Source organism: Streptomyces sp. NPDC104381 (assembly GCF_055583745.1).
The window spans coordinates 68,755-86,845 of the sequence record NZ_JBVJNK010000012.1 but is presented as its reverse complement, the minus strand read 5'-3'; the positions used below and the strand labels follow the sequence as shown (position 1 = coordinate 86,845).

The following is an 18,091-nucleotide window of genomic DNA, read 5'->3' as shown; positions in this document are numbered from 1 at the left end:
CTCACTTCCTTCCACCGTCATCGAAGCAGAGGGCTGGGGGTAGCGGGACGGAAGTGGAACGGAAGTAGAACGACGGGTGATTGGCCAGGAGTTCGGGGACCTCCATGCTCAGGAGCGTCACCACGTGTCGACCCTTTGGATGGTCCCTCTCATGGAACCCCTCACGGAACATCGCCTGGTCAGCGGACCTGTCGTCTACGGCTTTCTGCGGCTGGTGCGGGTCTCCGAAGCTCGGCAGGAGGCGCTGGTCGCCTCGCTCGCCGAGTACTGCCGCAACCACGAGCTGGAGCTGTCCGGCGTCTTCACCGAACGCCGAGGCGGACACCGGCCCCGGCTCGGCGGCCTTCACCGGCCTGCTGGACGTGTTGGCCCTGCCGGATGTCTACGGCGTGCTCGCCCCGGCCGCGTCACACCTCGGCCCGAGGGCGATAGCCGCTGAACGCGGTCGGCGGATCGAGGCTGCCGGCTCCCGGCTGCTTCTGGTCCGCCGGCCATGCCCCGCGTGCCCGCCGGCCGCCTCCACCGCGGCGGCCCGCCGCCACAGCCCGGGAACAACCCGCCTCCTGGAGACCGAGTCATGACAGCAACAACGATCGAATCGGTGCAGCGCTTCTTCGAGGCCCGCCCCGAATCCGTGGGACAGGCAAGGGAATTCGTCTCCACGGCCCTGGCCGGGTGGGACCTTGCGGAACGGATCGATGACATCCGCCTCTGCGTCTCCGAGCTTGCGACGAACGCACTGGTCCACGGCACTGTCGCCGACCACGGATTCCTGGTCCGCCTCGACGCCGAGGACGACGTCGTACGCCTGGAGGTGCACGACAGCCGCCGCCGACGCCCAGAGACTCGCCAGGCCGCCGACACCGACCTGTCCGGACGTGGTCTGGTCCTGGTGGCCGCGCTCGCCGACGGCTGGGGAGTACAGGACCGCACACCGCTCGGAAAGATCGTTTGGTCCTGCTTCAAGATCGCAGGAAGGACGACTGCGTGAGCGTTCTCGTCACTCCGATCGGCCCCGACTTGCGGCTATTGGTCTCGCTCCCCGCCTGGAGCTGGCGGGGCACCGGTAGGGACGGCCAGGTGTCCTCTGCGCGAAACCCGGAAGAGCTGCGCCCGCACCCGTAAGGCGTCCTGGAACCCCACGGCAGCTCGCACCGAACAACCTGGCAGGGAGCATGGCCACCCCCGGTGGGGTGCGGGCTTCGTCCTCGTACAACTGCTCCGAACGGGTGACGCGGTGGCCTGGGGGTTGTGGCATATTCCGGGATCCTGCGTTACTGAACGTATTCCAACCAAGGGGCCCGTACTGCTCGGGAAGCGTGGTGTCGGGGCGGCTTTCCCTCCACACGTGGGGAGGCGCAGGCCCGCCGAGATCACGATGGGCATCCCGAGGGGGTTGGATCGCCAGTCGGTACCGCATGCGCGGTGCCGACTGGTTTGTTCTGTGCCGGCCAGGCGAGACGGGTGGCGTACGCCGGTGGTACGCGGGAGTACACCGTGGCGCGCTCAACCATCCACATGCCTCGCGTGACGTCTTGTCAGGCACCGCTGTCTGTGGCGTACTTGAGGCAGCGAACCGGTGGGCCGCCCATCCCATGACCGGGGAGAACGACAAAGGGCGGCGTCTGCCGGTTCTTTCCTTGTGCACCCACGAAGGAACCCGTCGACCCGACGGCACGGTTCAGCCGCCCCTCCTCCCGCAAGGACCTCCCGCGCAGGCCGCCCCGGAGGTCCCGGTTTCGCTGAATCCTCTGTTCGTCCTGTCAGCGAGGAGTTCCTCCATGCCCATCTCTCCGAACCAGGGATCCACCGGTGGTGGCACCCTGGTGACCATCACCGGCACGAACCTGTCCGGCACCAGCGCCGTCACCTTCGGTGCCAAGCCGGCCACCACCATCACCAACGTCTCCCCGACCCAGGTCACGGCCATATCCCCCTCGGGCACCGGCGCCGTCGGGGTGACCGTGACCACCGCGGGCGGCACGAGCAACCCGCTTCCGTTCTTCTACGTCGGAGCTCCGTTCAAGTCCTCGCTCGGTCCGACCTCCGGTCCCCTGGCGGGTGGCAACACGGTCACGATCAACGGTGTCGGGCTGGCGACGGCCACCAGTGTGTCTTTCGGCGCCAACACCGCCACGCCGACGGTCGTCTCCGACACCCAGCTCACCGTCGCCGTGCCGGCGGGCGCTGTGGCAGGCCCCGTCGGGGTGAGCGTGACCACCGCGGGCGGGACGAACAACGGTCTGTCCTACACCTACGTGGACGCCCCCGCGGTCACCACCGTCACGCCGGCCTCCGGGCCGACGTCCGGCGGTACGGGTGTGACCATCACCGGCACCAACCTCGGCACCACCGAGTCGGTCACCTTCGACGGCAACACGGCGCCGTTCTCCGTGGTGAACTCCACCACGGTCTCGGCGGTGTCCCCGCCCGGGGCCGCCGGTGCGGTCGACGTGGTGGTGAGCAACTCGGCCGGCTCCGACACGGCCGCCGGCGCGTTCACCTACGTCGCGGCTCCCGGCATCTGACCCTCACCCACGCTGCCGCCCGGCCTTCACCGGGCGGCAGCCCGCCTTGGCCGCCGCTTCCTGGACGGTGGCTCCCTCCCGGCCGTCCGGCCATCGATCCCCGGTGGCCGGACGGACTCCCCCGCCGGCGTCCCAGATGCGGCGGTCCCCAGCTCGGACGGGCATCCGCGTCTCCGCCGGGCTTCACCAAGGCTGTCATAGGAGCATCCTCATGCCGCCCACGCTCAGTACCATCAACCCCTCACAAGGGCCCACCACCGGCGGTACCACCGTCACCCTCACCGGCTCCGGGATGACGGGCTCCACCGGCGTACGCTTCGGCAGCACCAATGCCACCTCCTTTACCGTCAACTCGGCCACCCAGATCACGGCTGTGAGCCCGCCACGCGCCGCGGGCGCGGCGGCGGTGATCGTCGTCCATCCGACCGGCAACAGCAATGCGGTGACATTCACTTACGTCGTGGCGCAGGTGCCGGTGGTCACCGGAGTGGCGCCCGGCAGCGGTCCGACGGCGGGCGGCACCAGCGTCGCTCTGACGGGAACCGGGTTCACCGGGGCCACCGCGGTCACCTTCGCGGGGATACCGGCGGCGTCGTTCGTGGTGAACTCGGCTACCCAGATCACCGCCGTGACGCCCGCCGGAAGCGCCGGCGCGGCCGTGGTGACCGTCACGACACCGGAGGGCGTCAGCGCCCCGGGCGCGTTCTTCTTCTACGCCGCGCCTCCCGTGCTCAACAGTGCCGCCCCCGCCCTGGGTCCGACGGCCGGCGGCTCGGTGGTCACTCTGACCGGAAGTGGTCTGCTGAACGCCGGTGCTGTGCTCTTCGGCGCCACCGCCGCCACCTCCTTCGTCGTGGTCTCGGCGACACAGATCACTGCCACCTCCCCGCCGGGAACGGGTAGTTCACCGATTACGGTGACCACCCCGGGCGGCACGAGCAACCCTGTTGCCTTCACCTATGTCGCCACGCCTGCCCTGACGGCGCTGGTGCCCAGTAGTGGTCCGACCTCCGCGGGCACCGTGGTCACCCTCACAGGCGCGAATCTGGCCACCGCCTCGGCCGTCACCTTCGGGGGTACGGCCGTCTCGTTCACCGTTGCGTCGAACACACAGATCACGGCGGTCGCACCCGCGGGTCCCGCGGGCCCGGTCACGGTGACCGTCACCACGGCGGGTGGCACCAGCCCCGGGCTCACCTACAACCGGATCGCCGCGCCGGGTATCTGACACCCGGGTACCTGACACCCGGCACCTGGGACAGGAGCGCCCCCCGCGACTCCCCGTACGGGCCCTCTCCATACGTTCCTCAGCTGCCCGACGGCCGGCTCGGGCTGCTGATCCAACCAGGCTACTTGTGGGCGCCGCCTCCCTGGACGGCCGAAGAGAGCGCCATAGCGTGTGGCCCGCACGGCGCCCGCGCCCTGCGGGCCCGGCGACAGAACAAGGAGCCGAACCGGTGAGTAGCACACAGAACAGAGGGAAGCTGGTCGTCGCCGCCGCCCTGGCCGCCGTGCTGGGGTCGGCCTTGCCCGCCTGGGCCGACGCGTCGAGCACCACCGTGACGGCCACTCCGCAGTCCGCCACGGTGGGCGCTCCGGTGGTACTGACAGCCACGGTCGACTGCCCTGCCGACCCCACCGGCGGGCCCGACGTCGGCGTGGTGTTCTTCGTCGACAACGTCCAGCTGCCGCTCGTGCCCGTGGACGCCAACGGCCTGGCCAGCAGCACCTACGAATTCACCACCGCCGGCTCGCACACCATCATTGCCTCCTACAGCGGAAACGGGGTGGGCGACGGGGTGTGCGAAGCCTCCAACGGCACCACGACCGTCCAGGTCACGTCCGCCCCGACGCCGCCCGGTCCGACCCCCGGCTTCTGTCTCCTCGCCTGTGGCGGGCTGATCAACTTCTCCGTCGGAGACATCACCAACAACATCAACACGTCCCGCGATCGGCAGCACCTGCGCTAGTCCCCGGCGCCGGAACCGGCGAGGCCGAGTCCGCGTTCCGTTCCGTTCCGGTGTCGACGAGGTCTCGTACGGTTGAAGTCCACCTGCCAGTGGGGGCGCGCACCGTTCCGGCATGTGCGGACGGGCGATCGGATGGCTGGCCTCGATTCTTCCGCGGTGATCGCTGCGAGGTGAGGCCGGTTGTTCGCCCTGGTTGTCCCTCGGGGTGTGAGGTGCACATGAACGTCCGCACGGATCACCATCCGCACCTCATCCGTTCGATCGATCAGCCGATCGCCGGCTGCCTGCCTCGACCCGCGACTGCGCCATGGTCCACAGATCGCGACAGGCGCGAGACCTTCTGACGCCACTCCCGCGATTCCTTCGGCATCCTCTTGCCTTCTTGTCCCCCGTCGCGGATAGGTTGGGGCAACTCGGCGGAGGGGGAGGGCACATGGCCGGACTGAGCAGGCTCGACGGCAGGCGTGTCCTGGTGATCGGTGGGGGCGGAGGGGGGATCGGGCGGGCCGTCGTACGGGCCTGTGCGGGTGCCGGGGCGGTGGTCGCGGTGGCCGATCTGGATGCCGAACGGGCGACCGAGGCGGCGGACGAGTTGCGGGCGGCCGGGCACGTCTCCCATGCGCTGAGCGGGGACGTCCGCTCCGGTGAGCAGCTCGACGCCATGATCGTCGGTACGGCCGAGCGGCTCGGCGGGCTGGACACCCTGGTCACCGTGGTCGGCGGGCAGGTGGCGTTCGTCCCCGCGGTCAAGTTGCACGAGATGGCCGACGAGGACTGGGAGACCGTCTACGACGTGAATCTGCGCTACGTGGCCCGCGCGGTACGGCGTGTGCTGCGGCTGTTCCTGGAACAGGGCACCGGCGGGAACATCGTCAGCATCGGCTCCGTCACCGGGTTCATGGCCGCTCCGAAGCAGGCCGCCTACGGCGCTGCCAAGGCCGGCCTGTACAGCCTGGCGCGGACCGTGGCCGCCGAGTACGCGGCCGACGGCATCCGGATGAACGTGGTCGCGGGCGGGGCGATCAGCACCGCCGTCAACGTCGGGCCCTCCGACGAGTGGGTCCCCGAGATCCCGGCAGGCCGCTACGGCACGTCGGAGGAGGTGGCCGCCGCCGCCGTCTACCTGGCCTCGGACGAGGCGCGCTACATCACCGGTCAGCAGATCGTGCTGGACGGCGGAGTCTCGGTCCGCGGCCCGTTCCCCGAATAGCCTCGCCGTTGGCTCCATCGGGCAGGAGGCCGAAGGGCCCCACCGTCTGCGGTGGGGCCCTTCGTGTTCCCCGGTCGGAGCGCCGGGTTCCGGCAGGGGGTCAGGCCGCGAGCGGCACTTCCGTGCCCTCCTGGGCGCCCGGATAGGCGTCCGTGACCAGGTTAAGCTGGCGCTGCATGTACCAGGTGTTCAGGCCGAAGACGAACACCAGCCACATGCTCGCGGCGGGGCTGCACGTCACCGGGCGGCCGGCCGCGCGCTGCGCGGCCGCTATGGCCTTTCCGGTGTTGTGGAAGGAGATCAGCGGCGCGATCAGGGTCCAGCCCAGGAAGATCAGGACCAGTACGCTGCCTCCCGGGCTCAGCGTCTGGCGCCGGTCGAACGCCTGCAGCTCCTTGTGGATCTTGTAGTACCAGACCAGCTGGTAGATCCCGAGGGTGATCAGGGGCAGGCCGAGCCAGACCGCGACGGGCCCCCGGCGCTTCATGGCCAGGGCGGGCAGCCGGGCCGCGCCGTGGGCGATCGCGCCTTCGTCCGGGGTCCCGGCGCTCGGGCTGTACGCCGTGCTGGGCTGAATGTCGGCCATATGAGGTGCTCCAATTGCGGGTTCCGGTCTCAGCCGCAGCAGCATGACATCCGGTGAAGGAGTCGTGAAGATAGTTGAAGGTTTCATGGCGACCCGTCACATCATTGTGATCAGACGGAGTCACGCCCGGCCTCAGCGATGAGTTCGCCCGCCTCCGGGAGTCTCTCCGTTGTCGACAACGCAGGAGGAAGCACGTGGAACAGCTGCTGAAAGTCCAGAACTTCACCGTCTCCAGCGACGGGTTCGCCACCGGTGAGCACCAGAGCATGGAGAGGCCGTTCGGTGACGCCGATCCCGGGGCCCTGATGTCCTGGGCCGGTGCCACGGCGAGCTGGCCCAACCGCACCGACCGCGGCGGGAGCCGTGGCCTCGACGACTACTTCACGCGGGACTTCACCCACAACATCGGCGCGGAGATCATGGGGCGGAACAAGTTCGGTCCCTACCGCGGCCCCTGGGAGAACGAGGAGTGGCGTGGCTGGTGGGGCGAGGAACCCCCCTTCCACACGCCGGTGTTCGTCATGACCCATCATGTGCGCCCCTCGTTCACCCTCTCCGACACCACGTTCCACTTCGTCGGCGGCGAACCCGCCCACGTCCTGGAGCAGGCGCGGGAGGCGGCGCAGGGCAAGGACGTACGGCTCGGGGGCGGGCCCTCCACGGTCCGGCAGTTCCTCGACGCCGGGCTCGTCGACACCCTGCACGTCGCGGTCGCGCCGGTGAAGATCGGAGCCGGCGTACGGCTCTGGGAGTCGCCCGACGAGCTGCTCGACCGGTACCACCAGGACGTCGTGCCCAGCCCCAGCGGAGTGACGCACCACCTCTTCTGGCGCAGGTGAGCACGTAGGTAAGTGAGCGGGTGCTCCGGGGAGAGGTGGCGCCGTTCGGCAACTGCCGTGCGACGGGCGGCAGTCCGGTCGGCCGGCGTCTCGCCTCCCGGAGCGCCATCCGGTGACTGGCAGCTACAACCATCGGTCCCGGCCGTGAGTCTGGTCCCGTAGCGGGCCGGTCGTACGCCTCGTACGGCCCCCGGATGCCTTCTCACCGCAAAGGAAAGCTCACTTGATGCTTGCACGGCACCTCATGCGCACGGCGGCCGTCTCATTGGCGCTGGCCTCCACCCTGCTCACCGCGGGCGGGGCCGGCGCGGCCGAGGTCTCCGGCTGGGAGGTGTCCCTCTCCGGGGACAGCCCCGCCGGATCCCTGATGTCCGTGTCGTCCGTCGGCGACGACCTCGCGTGGGCCGTCGGCCTCAAGGACGGCCACGGCGTGATCATGCGCTGGGACGGCGAGCAGTGGAGCGAGGACACCGCTCCGGGGCTGCCCGACGTCTGGCAGTGGTCGTCGGTCAGTGCCGTGGCCGCCGACGACGTCTGGGCCTACGGGACCCTGGTCAGGGACCAGGTGCTCGTCCACTTCGACGGGGAGCGCTGGAGCCGGGTCACCACCACCGGCCCCTCCGACGACTCCTGGCCCGAGGTACCGATCGATGCCGTCCCGGGGCGGCTCTTCAAGGGCGGGAACGCGCTCTACACGTACTCCGGTGGTACGTGGGAGACCTTCGCGCTGCCCCCGCTCGTCGACATCAGGGACATCGACGCGATCTCGGCGGACGACGCCTACGCCACGGGCATGCAGTACCCGGTGAAGGGCGGCCACCCGGTGACGTACCACTGGGACGGCGACACCTGGACGCTGATGGAGCAGCCGCCCGCGCGCTCCGGTACGGACACCGCCAGGATCGCGGCCGAGTCGCCGGACGACGTCTACGTCGCCGGATGGGCCGACGGACCCGATGCCGACCCGCCGGTGCCGAGCGTCACGCACTGGGACGGCACGGCCTGGGAGGACATCACGGGGGAGCTCTCCGACCTCTACCTCCACTCGATCGCTCCCGACGGACGAGGCGGGCTCTGGGTGACGGGCAACGACCAGGCCGAACCCGCCTATGCCGAGGCGGTCCTCTGGCACTACGACGGCACCACCTGGACCAAGGAGACGGGGGCTCCGGCTCCCGACGGCGACACCCGGTGGCCCTCGTACACCTTCTACGATCTGGCGCCGGCCGGCACATCCGGTGAGTTCTGGGCCGTCGGCGACTACTCCACGCCCATGGACACGCACGGCGACCAGACGGTCAACGGTCTGATCGAGCGGTCCAGGGGCTCGGCGGCCACCGCCCCGGAGTCCACCGGGACCGCCGGCCACTGAGCCGCGCCGGGCGCCCCGGCGGTCATCGCCGCCGGGGCGCGGGGCTCAGCGCAGTTCCTGGATGCGGATCTGGTTGCCCGCCGGGTCGCGGAAGGCGCAGTCGCGGACGCCGTACGGCTGCTCGGTCGGCTCCTGGATGACGTCGGCGTCGCCCGCCTGCAGCTTCTCGAAGGTGGCGTCGAGGTCCTCGGTGGCCAGGAGGATCCAGCCGTACGTGCCCTTGGCCATCATCTCGACGACGGTACGGCGCTCGTCCTCGGTGATGCCCGGATCGGCGGCCGGCGGGGCCAGCAGGATGGAGGTGTCGGGGTGGCCGACGGGCCCGACCGTGATCCAGCGCATCGTGCCGCTTCCGACGTCGCTGCGGACCTCGAAGCCGAGGGTGTCGCGGTAGAAGGCGAGGGACGCGTCCGGGTCGTCGTGCGGGAGGACGCTCGTGCGAATGGTGATGTCCATGCCCGTCACGCTAGCCGCGGCCCGGGGCGCGGGCTTCTCGATTCCTGATCGGTCGCGTCACCTGTTTCGCCACGCACGGGGGCACGCCCGCCGCATCGTCCGCCGCCTGGCGCCGGTAGGTGCTGGGCGGCATGCCGACCAGCTCCGTGAAACGCGTGCTGAACGTGCCCAGCGACGAGCAGCCGACCTCGAAGCAGACCTCCGTGACGCTGAGGTCCCCCCGGCGCAGCAGCGCCATGGCCCGTTCGATGCGCCGGGTCATCAGATAGCCGTACGGGGATTCGCCGTACGCCAGCCGGAACTGGCGGCTGAGGTGGCCGGCCGACATGTTCACGCCCCGGGCGAGCGCCTCGACGTCCAGCGGCTGCGCGTACTCCCGGTCCATCCGGTCACGGACACGGCGCAGCAGGGCCAGATCGCGCAGGTGCTGCGCCTCGGTGGGTCTGCTCGTCACGTGCGTGATCGTGTCACGCCGGGGTGGGGTTGCCCAGCTTCCGGCCGTTCGGGCCGGGAACGGCGGATGCGGAGGGAGCCGGACCCGTCTCAGTGCGAGGGCTTCTCCCACTCGAATCCGTCCGGGTCGGTGAAGGGCCCGATGTCGCCGCCGAGCGCGATCCGGTGCGAGCCGGTGCCGTCCGGCGGGACCCCGGCGTCCTTGGCCAGGGCGCGGCGGCCGTAGAGCGCCAGGGTGACGGGGCTCGACGGGCTGTCGAACTCGACGTACTTGCGGCCGAAGCTCTTTCCCACGGTGAGCCCCTGGTCGACGTAGAACCGCTTGGTCGCGAGTACGTCCTCGGCTCCCAGCAGGAGCACGAAGCGGTCGATCTCGCGGGTGGCGGGGCCCTTGTCCTTCTTCGCCGAGGTGGCGATCTTCCAGAGCGCCCCGTCGGGAGCCTGGACGACGCCGCCGTATCCCCAGAGCGACTTGGAGGCCGGCTTCACCGTCGAGGCGCCGGCGTCGAGGGCGGAGTGGATGAGGGCGTCGACGGTGGACGGCTGGGAGACCGTGAGCGACAGCGTGAAGCCGCGGAAGCCGGTGGTCGGCTCCTGGGACGCCCGTACGCGCAGCTCGGGGCCCAGGCCGAAGGCGGTGGCGTAGAAGTGTTCGGCGGCGGTGGGGTCGGCCACCTCGAGGGTGACGAATGTGATGGAAGCCATGGAACGACGCTATGGCGGGTCCGCGATGCGCGCTTCTCGATTCCTGACCGGTTCCCGGCGAAGGTCCCTGCCGCCGGAGGTCCTGGCCGGGGCGTCCCGGCCGGGGTGCCCGCCGCAGGTCCGGCCCGGGCGGGCGCTCCGGTGCGGGACGGTGTGTCTCAGGCCGCCGCAGGGGCGTCGTCGTAGTAGCCCTTCCCGAGGTCTTCGAGGAGGCCGGGGCCGGTCGGCTGCCAGCCCAGCAGTTCGCCGGTGAGGGCGTGGGAGGCCGGGGCGTCGAGGCCGACGAAGCCGCTCAGCCAGGAGAAGTGCTCCGCCGCGTCCGCCGGGGCGACGGACGCCACCGGGAGGCCGAGCCGGCGGCCGATCTCCTCGGCGATGTCACGGATCGCGACGCCCTCCTCCGCGACCGCGTGCAGCACCGATCCGGCGGGCGCCTTCTCCGCCGCCAGCCGGAACAGCCGCGCGACATCGAGACGGTGGGCCGCCGACCAACGGTTGGCGCCGTCGCCGATGTAGCCCGAGACCCCCTTGGCGCGGGCGATGCCGACCAGGGTCGTCAGAAAGCCGCTGTCCCCCTCGCCATGGCAGATCGGGAGCCGCACCACGGCCGGACGGATGCCGCGCGAGGCCAGCGCGAGGGCCGCCCGCGCGGTGGACGCGCGCACCGAGGCCGGCGAGCCGTCGATCACCGGCATGTCCCGTTCGGTCGCCGCCCGCCCGGCGCCGAGCCCGGCGAAACCCGAGGCGATGACGAGGGGGCGCCCGGTGCCGGCCAGCGCGTCGCCGAAGGTGTCGACGGCACGGCGGTCGGCCTCGGCGGCGCCCCGGAAGTCGCCCGAGAAGGCGATGTCGTGCTTGAAGGCCAGGTGGATCACCCCGTCGGACGCGGCGGCCGCGTCCCGCAGGACGTCGAGGTCGTCGACGGTGCCGCGCACCGCCTCCGCCCCGGCCCCGGTGAGCGCGGCCGCGGAGGCGTCGGAGCGGGCGAGGCCGGTCACCTGGTGGCCGGCGTCGATGAGCTCGGGAACCACGGCGGAGCCGATCCAGCCGGACGCACCTGTCACGAAGAGACGCATGAGGAACTCCCCCAACTGTCGGGTCGATGTCGGTCGACGCGACCCACGACGATGTCAGTTACTGACATCAACCGTAGCACCCGAAGTCAGTCACTGTCATCACGTAGGATCGGCCCATGGGTAGATGGGAGCCGAACGCGCGTGGACGCCTGGCCGAAGCGGCGTTGGAGCTCTACAGCGAGCGCGGCTTCGAGCAGACCACCGTGGCGGAGATCGCCAAGCGGGCCGGGCTCACGGAGCGGACCTACTTCAGGCACTACGCCGACAAACGCGAGGTGCTGTTCGGCGGTTCCGAACTGCAGGACCTGCTGGTCGAGGTGATCGCCGGCGTGCCGGAGTCCACGGCTCCGATCGACGCGCTGGCGGCGGGCCTGGACGCGCTCGCCGAGGTGTTCGACGGCCGCCGGGCGTACGCGCGCAAGCGGCAGGCCGTGATCGCGGCGAACCCGGAGCTCCAGGAGCGCGAGTTGATCAAGCTCGCCTCGCTGTCGGCCACGCTCGCCGACACCCTGCGGCTGCGCGGTGTCCCGGAGCCGGCCGCGAGTCTGACCGCCGAGGTGGGGATCGCCGTCTTCAAGGTCGGATTCGAACGGTGGATCACGGCGCCCGGGAACCCGGCCATGGCGCCGGTGATGCGGGAGCTGCTGGACGGACTGAAGGCCGTGACGGCGGGCGGGGACGGCGCGTAGGACGCCGCCCGTGCCCTCCGGCACCGGCCCGTGCCCTCCGGCACCGGAAGGGCGGCTCCTCAGCTGCCGAACACGAGGTCCCGGGTCACGAGCTGCCGAACATGAGGTCCCGGGTCACGCGGTCCGCCGACGCCAGCAGGTTCGCGCGGACCTGGCTGGTGCGGTACATCCGGTCCGCCCGGAAGGAGACGCCGAGCGACCCCAGCGTGCCGCCCCGGTACACGGGCACCGCGATGCAGACCGTGCCGAGGTCGTACTCCTCCCGGTCCATCATCACCGGTGCCGGGAGGGCTTCGAGCTGCCGGATCAGCTCCTCGCGGTGGGTGATCGTGCGGGGCGTGAGGTCGGGGAGCGTGTGCCGTGAGAGGTATTCGCCACGCGCCTCCTCGTCCATCTCCCGCAGCACGCACTTGCCCAGCGCCGTGGCGTGCCCGGCGTCCTGGAATCCCACCCAGAGGTCGACCCGGGGCGTCTGCGGGCTGTCGACGATCTCGGCGATCCTGATCTCGCCCTCCTCGTAGAAGGTGAGATAGGCGGCGGCCGACAGATCGTCCCGCAGCGCGGCGAGGGCCGGGCGGGCCAGCCCGGCCGGCCCCTGGGCCGCGTGGTTGCCGTGCGGCACCTCCCCCAGGACGAAGACGCCGTCGTCGAGCCTGCGGAGATAACCGTCCCGGGTGAGGGCCCGCAGCACCTCCAGGGCGGTGTCCTGAGGCAGCCCCGCCCCGCGCGCCAGCTCGTTCGCGGGCGCTCCGCCCGCATGCGCCGCCACGGCTTCCATCAGGCGGAACGCGTGCTGCACAGCGGTTATCGGTGTGTGGCCCGCTCGGTCACCCATTCCACAAGCTTGGACCCGCGACCGGGAGGCAGCAAGGCAGGACCGCGGCCCCGGCCGGGGAGCCCACGAGCAGGGCGGTGACCGCGGCCCCGGCGGGCGGGCCGTGACCACCGGCCGGACGCTCCCGCCCGGCCGGTGGCCCGGTCAGTCCTCGCCCTCCAGGTCGCCCTCGGACTCCAGGAACACCTGGCGCAGCGCTTCGAGCACCGCCGGGTCGGGCTTCTCCCACATGCCCCGGGACTCCGCCTCCAGAAGGCGCTCCGCGATGCCGTGGAGGGCCCACGGGTTGGCCTGCTGCAGGAACTCCCGGTTCGTCGGGTCCAGGACGTACGTCTCGGTCAGCTTGTCGTACATCCAGTCCGCGACCACGCCCGTCGTGGCGTCGTAGCCGAAGAGGTAGTCGACGGTCGCGGCCAGCTCGAAGGCGCCCTTGTAGCCGTGGCGGCGCATCGCCTCGATCCACTTCGGGTTGACGACGCGGGCGCGGAAGACCCGGGACGTCTCCTCGACCAGGGTGCGGGTGCGGACCGTCTCGGGGCGGGTCGAGTCGCCGATGTACGCCTCGGGGGCGGTGCCCTTCAGCGCGCGTACGGTCGCGACCATGCCGCCGTGGTACTGGAAGTAGTCGTCCGAGTCCGCGATGTCGTGCTCACGGGTGTCGGTGTTCTTCGCCGCCACCGCGATCCGCTTGTACGCGGTCTCCATCTCGTCCCGGGCGGGGCGTCCGTCCAGCTCACGGCCGTACGCGTAGCCGCCCCACACCGTGTACACCTCGGCGAGGTCGGCGTCCGTACGCCAGTCGCGTGAGTCGATGAGCTGGAGCAGCCCCGCGCCGTACGTCCCCGGGCGGGAGCCGAAGATGCGGGTGGTGGCCCGCCGCTCGTCCCCGTGCTCGGCCAGGTCGGCCTGGGTGTGCGCCCGTACGAAGTTCCGCTCGGCGGGCTCGTCGAGGGAGGCCGCCAGGCGTACGGCGTCGTCGAGCAGGCCGATGGTGTGCGGGAACGCGTCGCGGAAGAAGCCGGAGATGCGCAGCGTGACGTCGATGCGCGGGCGGCCCAGTTCCTCGTACGGGATCGGCTCCAGGCCGGTGACCCGGCGCGAGGCGTCGTCCCAGACGGGGCGCACGCCGAGCAGGGCGAACGCCTCGGCGATGTCGTCGCCCGCGGTGCGCATCGCGCTGGTGCCCCACAGGGACAGGCCGACGGAGGTGGGCCAGTCGCCGTTGTCGGCGCGGTAGCGCTCCAGGAGCGAGTCGGCGAGGGCCTGTCCGGTCTCCCAGGCGAGGCGGGAGGGAACGGCCTTCGGGTCGACGGAGTAGAAGTTGCGGCCGGTCGGCAGGACGTTGACCAGGCCGCGCAGCGGGGAGCCGGACGGGCCTGCCGGGACGAAGCCGCCGTTCAGGGCGTGGACCGCGTGGTCGAGTTCGTCGGTCGTCGCGGCGAGGCGGGGCACGACCTCCCGGGCGGCGAAGTCGAGGATGTCGGCGACGGCCTCCGGGTGTCCCGCGGCCACACCGGCGACGGCCGCCGGATCCCAATCGGCGTCGTCCATGGCCTGGACGAGTGCGCGGGCCTGCTCCTCGACCGCGTCGGCGGCGGTGCGGGTGGCCGCGGACTCGTCGAGGCCGAGCGCCTCGCGCAGGCCGGGCAGCGAGGCCGTACCGCCCCAGATCTGGCGGGCGCGCAGGACGGCGAGCACCAGGTTGACGCGGTCCTGGCCGGCCGGGGCGGCGCCCAGGACGTGCAGGCCGTTGCGGATCTGGACGTCCTTGATCTCACAGAGCCAGCCGTCGAGATGCATGATGAACTCGTCGAAGCCCTCGTCCTCGGGCCGGTCCTCCAGGCCCAGGTCGTGGTCGAGCTTCGCGGCCTGGATGAGGGTCCAGATCTGGGCGCGGACGGCCGGCAGCTTGGCCGGGTCCATCGCGGCGATCTGGGCGTGCTCGTCCAGGAGTTGTTCGAGGCGGGCGATGTCGCCGTAGCTGTCGGCGCGGGCCATCGGCGGCACCAGGTGGTCGACCAGGGTGGCGTGCACCCGGCGCTTGGCCTGGGTGCCCTCGCCCGGGTCGTTGACCAGGAACGGGTAGACCAGCGGCAGATCGCCCAGCGCGGCGTCGGGGCCGCAGGCGGCGGACAGGCCCGCGTTCTTGCCGGGCAGCCACTCCAGGTTGCCGTGCTTGCCGAGGTGGATCATCGCGTCGGCGCCGAAGCCGTTGTCGTCGGCGGAAGCGGCGATCCAGCGGTAGGCGGCCAGGTAGTGGTGCGAGGGCGGCAGATCGGGGTCGTGGTAGATCGCGATCGGGTTCTCGCCGAAGCCGCGCGGCGGCTGGATGAGGATCAGCAGATTGCCGCGGCGCAGGGCCGCCAGCACGATGTCGCCCTCGGGGTTGCGGGACCGGTCGACGAACATCTCGCCGGGCGGCGGGCCCCAGTGCTCCTCGACGGCCTCGCGCAGCTCGGCGGGCAGCGTGGCGTACCAGCGGCGGTAGTCGGCGGCCGGGATCCGGACCGGGTTACGGGCCAGCTGCTCCTCGGTCAGCCACTCCTGGTCGTGGCCGCCGGCCTCGATCAGGGCGTAGATCAGCTCGTCGCCGTCGCCGGAGACCAGGCCGGGGATCTCCTCCTCGGGCCCGAAGTCGTAGCCCTCGGCGCGCAGTCGGCGCAGCAGGGCGACGGCGCTGGCGGGGGTGTCGAGGCCGACCGCGTTGCCGATGCGGGAGTGCTTGGTCGGGTACGCGGACAGGACGAGCGCGATCCGCTTACCGGCGGCCGGGATGTGACGGAGCCTCGCGTGCCGTACGGCGATCCCGGCGACCCGGGCGGCCCGCTCGGGGTCGGCGACGTACGCGGGCAGACCGTCCTCGTCGATCTCCTTGAAGGAGAACGGGACGGTGATCAGGCGGCCGTCGAACTCGGGCACGGCGATCTGGGTGGCGGCGTCGAGCGGGGAGACGCCCTCGTCGTTCTCCTCCCAGGCGGCGCGCGGGCTGGTCAGGCAGAGCGCCTGGAGCACGGGGACGTCGAGGCCGGTGAGGGCGCCCGCGTCCCAGGACTCGTCGTCACCGCCCGCCGAGGCGGTGGCCGGCTTGGTGCCGCCCGCCGCGAGGACCGTGGTCACGATGGCGTCGGCGGCGCGGAGTTCCTCGATGAGCTCGGGCTCCGGGGTGCGCAGCGAGGCGACGTACAGCGGGAGGGGGCGGGCGCCGGCGTCCTCCACGGCGGTGCAGAGGGCCTCGACGAAGGCGGTGTTCCCGCTCATGTGGTGGGCGCGGTAGTAGAGCACCGCGACCGTCGGGCCGGTGACGTCCCGGGCGGTCCGCTCCAGCGGGCCCCACGCGGGGGCCGGGGCGGGCGGCTCGAAGCCGTGGCCGGTGAGCAGCACGGTGTCGGAGAGGAAGCGGGCCAGCTGCTCCAGGTTGCCGGGGCCGCCGTGCGCGAGGTAGGCGTGCGCCTCGGCCGCGATGCCGATCGGCACGGTGGAGGCGGCCATCAGCTGGGCGTCGGGGGCCTGTTCACCGGTGAGCACGACGACGGGGCGGCCGGTGGCCAGCACCTGGTCGAGGCCGTCCTGCCAGGCGCGGACGCCACCGAGGAGGCGTACGACGACGAGGTCCGTGCCGTCCAGCAGCTGCGGCAGGTCGTCGAGGGAGAGTCGGGAAGGGTTGGCGTAGCGGTAGCTGACCGGACCCTGGGAGGCGCGGGCGCTCAGCAGGTCGGTGTCGGACGTCGACAGGAGCAGGATCATGCGGCGTCAGCCCTTCCTCGGGGTGTCCACGCCCCGGGCGGTTGTCGGACGGCTGGAGTTCCTGACTCGCACGGCCTCGGGGGCCGGGCTCACAGTGGCGGGACCGCGCCGGAATCTCACCGGGCTTCCTCCGTGTCGCCGTCTGGCGATGGCGGCCCGAACGGACCGCCGCTAGGCATAGTAGGCGGCAGGTGGGGGGTCCTGACCAGACGGCCCCCGCCCTGACCGGCGGCGGAGCGGTGTCCCGTACGTCACAGTGACCGTAGGGGTCCGCCACGGTCACGGTCGGTATGCTCGCCGCCATGTCCGCCTCCCCCCTGACGACCGCATCCTCGGGCGATGCGTGTGCCCGGAGCAGCGGTGACGCCTGCCCCGGAGCCCTGCGTCTGCACCGGGCGGACGACGGTGCGCTGGCGCGGATCCGGATACCCGGCGGGGTGCTCACGCCCCCTCGGGCGGCGGCGCTGGGGCAGGCCGCCGAGCGCCTCGGTGACGGTGAGTTGCATCTCACGTCCCGGGGGAACGTGCAGCTGCGCGGGCTCGCCCCGGACTGCGGTGCCGAGCTGGCCGGACTGCTCGACGAGGCCGGGCTGCTGCCCTCCGCACCGCACGAGCGCGTACGCAACGTGGTCGCGTCCCCGCTCTCCGGACTCGACGGCCTCGGGGCCGTCGACATCCGCCCCTGGCTGACCGGGCTGGACCACCTGCTCTGCGGGAGTGACCGCGCGACGGCGCTCTCCGGACGTTTTCTGTTCGCGCTCGACGACGGCCGCGGCGACGTGGACGCCCTCGGCGCCGACCTCACCCTCCTCGGCCACGACGACGGCGCCCTGCTGCGCGTCGGGGACGGTGACGCCGTCCTCCGCGTCCCCTCCTCCGACGCCCCCCGCGCCGCGCTGACCGCCGCCGAGGCGTTCCTCGACTCCGCCCGGGACAGCGGCGCCTGGCGGGTGAAGGACCTGCCGGCCGCCGCGGCGGCCGCGCTGCCCGCCGAGGCCGTACGCCGGCTGCGGCACGCGGGCGTCGACGCGGTCCCGGACCGTCGCCCCCGCCCCGCCGACGCCCTGCCCCCGGCCGTCGGCCGCGTCCCGGGCTGCCGCGGCGAGGCCGCGCTGTCCGTCGGCGTACCGCTGGGACGGCTGGACCCGGCGCAGTGGCGGCTGCTGTCGAGCGCCGGGGAACTGCGCCTCACCCCGTGGCGCGGAGCCGTCGTCACCGGGGTCCGGGCCGACCGCGCGGGCGGCCTGCTCGACGACCTCTCCGGGGCCGGCCTGATCACCGGACCCGGTTCGCCGTGGGCCGGTGTGGGCGCCTGCATCGGGCGGCCCGGCTGCGCGAAGTCGCTGGCCGACGTACGGGCCGACGCGGGGGCCGCCGTCGGACCCGCCGGACGGCTCCCTGTGTACTGGTCGGGGTGCGAACGCCGCTGCGGCCGTCCCCACGGGGAGTGGATCGATGTCGTCGCCACCCCCGGCGGACACCGGATCTCGCACGTACGAGGGGACCGGGCCACCGGGGCGGTCACCGTCCGGGACGACCCGGCCGCGCTCGCCGCCGCCGTGGCGGCGGCACGGGGCACGTGCACCTGACCACCACGCACCACCACCCACCACCACCCCACTGTTCGA

17 protein-coding genes and 1 riboswitch are annotated in these 18,091 nt (G+C 72.0%); of the genes, 9 read left to right on the top strand and 8 right to left on the bottom strand.

The genetic code is table 11. The features are described 5' to 3' along the window. Nucleotide 1: 1 nt before the first annotated feature. Nucleotides 2–349 (bottom strand): hypothetical protein, encoded by a 348-nt coding sequence (locus tag ACZ607_RS33150; RefSeq protein ID WP_469741221.1) that lies wholly within the window; start codon nt 347–349, stop codon nt 2–4. A gap of 228 nt (nt 350–577) precedes the next feature. On the opposite strand from ACZ607_RS33150, the gene ACZ607_RS33145 reads away from it, so the two are divergent. The 5 genes from ACZ607_RS33145 to ACZ607_RS33125 all read left to right on the top strand — a co-directional run bounded on the left by ACZ607_RS33145 (nt 578) and on the right by ACZ607_RS33125 (nt 5,708). Next, complete coding sequence (locus tag ACZ607_RS33145) at nt 578–991, top strand: ATP-binding protein (RefSeq protein WP_469741219.1); 414 nt, start codon at nt 578–580, stop codon at nt 989–991. A 790-nt stretch (nt 992–1,781) separates the two neighbouring features. Beyond that, nucleotides 1,782–2,528, top strand: coding sequence for an IPT/TIG domain-containing protein (locus tag ACZ607_RS33140; RefSeq protein WP_469741216.1), 747 nt, complete (start codon nt 1,782–1,784; stop codon nt 2,526–2,528). A gap of 211 nt (nt 2,529–2,739) precedes the next feature. Beyond that, nucleotides 2,740–3,756: an IPT/TIG domain-containing protein gene (locus ACZ607_RS33135; RefSeq protein ID WP_469741213.1), complete on the top strand. Its 1,017-nt coding sequence runs from the start codon at nt 2,740–2,742 to the stop codon at nt 3,754–3,756. A gap of 229 nt (nt 3,757–3,985) precedes the next feature. Next, nucleotides 3,986–4,498: an Ig-like domain-containing protein gene (locus ACZ607_RS33130; RefSeq protein ID WP_469741210.1), complete on the top strand. Its 513-nt coding sequence runs from the start codon at nt 3,986–3,988 to the stop codon at nt 4,496–4,498. 433 nt (nt 4,499–4,931) lie between these two features. Further along, nucleotides 4,932–5,708, top strand: coding sequence for an SDR family NAD(P)-dependent oxidoreductase (locus tag ACZ607_RS33125; protein ID WP_469741207.1), 777 nt, complete (start codon nt 4,932–4,934; stop codon nt 5,706–5,708). Between the two features lie 100 nt (nt 5,709–5,808). Here the strand turns inward: ACZ607_RS33125 and ACZ607_RS33120 are convergent, their stop codons facing one another. Next, complete coding sequence (locus ACZ607_RS33120) at nt 5,809–6,294, bottom strand: DUF4234 domain-containing protein (RefSeq protein ID WP_469741205.1); 486 nt, start codon at nt 6,292–6,294, stop codon at nt 5,809–5,811. A 194-nt stretch (nt 6,295–6,488) separates the two neighbouring features. Here ACZ607_RS33120 and ACZ607_RS33115 point away from each other — a divergent pair, with 194 nt between their 5' ends. Continuing rightward, a complete protein-coding gene (locus tag ACZ607_RS33115; RefSeq protein ID WP_469741203.1) occupies nt 6,489–7,133 on the top strand; it encodes a dihydrofolate reductase family protein in 645 nt (214 codons plus the stop codon). A gap of 226 nt (nt 7,134–7,359) precedes the next feature. After that, entirely contained in the window at nt 7,360–8,505 is a 1,146-nt protein-coding gene (locus ACZ607_RS33110; protein WP_469741201.1) for a hypothetical protein, read from the top strand. A 45-nt stretch (nt 8,506–8,550) separates the two neighbouring features. On the opposite strand, the gene ACZ607_RS33105 is transcribed toward ACZ607_RS33110, so the two are convergent. From ACZ607_RS33105 to ACZ607_RS33090, 4 genes are all read right to left on the bottom strand, one after another. After that, nucleotides 8,551–8,961, bottom strand: coding sequence for a VOC family protein (locus ACZ607_RS33105; RefSeq protein WP_469741198.1), 411 nt, complete (start codon nt 8,959–8,961; stop codon nt 8,551–8,553). A gap of 10 nt (nt 8,962–8,971) precedes the next feature. After that, complete coding sequence (locus ACZ607_RS33100) at nt 8,972–9,415, bottom strand: helix-turn-helix transcriptional regulator (protein ID WP_469741196.1); 444 nt, start codon at nt 9,413–9,415, stop codon at nt 8,972–8,974. 89 nt (nt 9,416–9,504) lie between these two features. Then, nucleotides 9,505–10,119: a glyoxalase gene (locus ACZ607_RS33095; RefSeq protein ID WP_469741194.1), complete on the bottom strand. Its 615-nt coding sequence runs from the start codon at nt 10,117–10,119 to the stop codon at nt 9,505–9,507. A 158-nt stretch (nt 10,120–10,277) separates the two neighbouring features. Then, on the bottom strand, nt 10,278–11,195 hold the full coding sequence (locus tag ACZ607_RS33090; protein ID WP_469741192.1) for an SDR family oxidoreductase: 918 nt from the start codon (nt 11,193–11,195) through the stop codon (nt 10,278–10,280). Between the two features lie 116 nt (nt 11,196–11,311). On the opposite strand from ACZ607_RS33090, the gene ACZ607_RS33085 reads away from it, so the two are divergent. Further along, nucleotides 11,312–11,884: a TetR/AcrR family transcriptional regulator gene (locus ACZ607_RS33085; protein ID WP_469741190.1), complete on the top strand. Its 573-nt coding sequence runs from the start codon at nt 11,312–11,314 to the stop codon at nt 11,882–11,884. 85 nt (nt 11,885–11,969) lie between these two features. Here the strand turns inward: ACZ607_RS33085 and ACZ607_RS33080 are convergent, their stop codons facing one another. Beyond that, nucleotides 11,970–12,719: an IclR family transcriptional regulator gene (locus ACZ607_RS33080; protein ID WP_469741188.1), complete on the bottom strand. Its 750-nt coding sequence runs from the start codon at nt 12,717–12,719 to the stop codon at nt 11,970–11,972. A gap of 144 nt (nt 12,720–12,863) precedes the next feature. After that, nucleotides 12,864–16,463, bottom strand: a complete 3,600-nt coding sequence (cobN, locus tag ACZ607_RS33075) for a cobaltochelatase subunit CobN (RefSeq protein WP_469741186.1) — start codon at nt 16,461–16,463, stop codon at nt 12,864–12,866. 55 nt (nt 16,464–16,518) lie between these two features. Next, nucleotides 16,519–16,594: riboswitch (cobalamin riboswitch) on the bottom strand. A gap of 159 nt (nt 16,595–16,753) precedes the next feature. Here cobN and cobG point away from each other — a divergent pair. After that, complete coding sequence (cobG, locus tag ACZ607_RS33070; protein WP_469741184.1) at nt 16,754–18,052, top strand: precorrin-3B synthase; 1,299 nt, start codon at nt 16,754–16,756, stop codon at nt 18,050–18,052. The last annotated feature ends 39 nt before the right edge of the window (nt 18,053–18,091 follow it).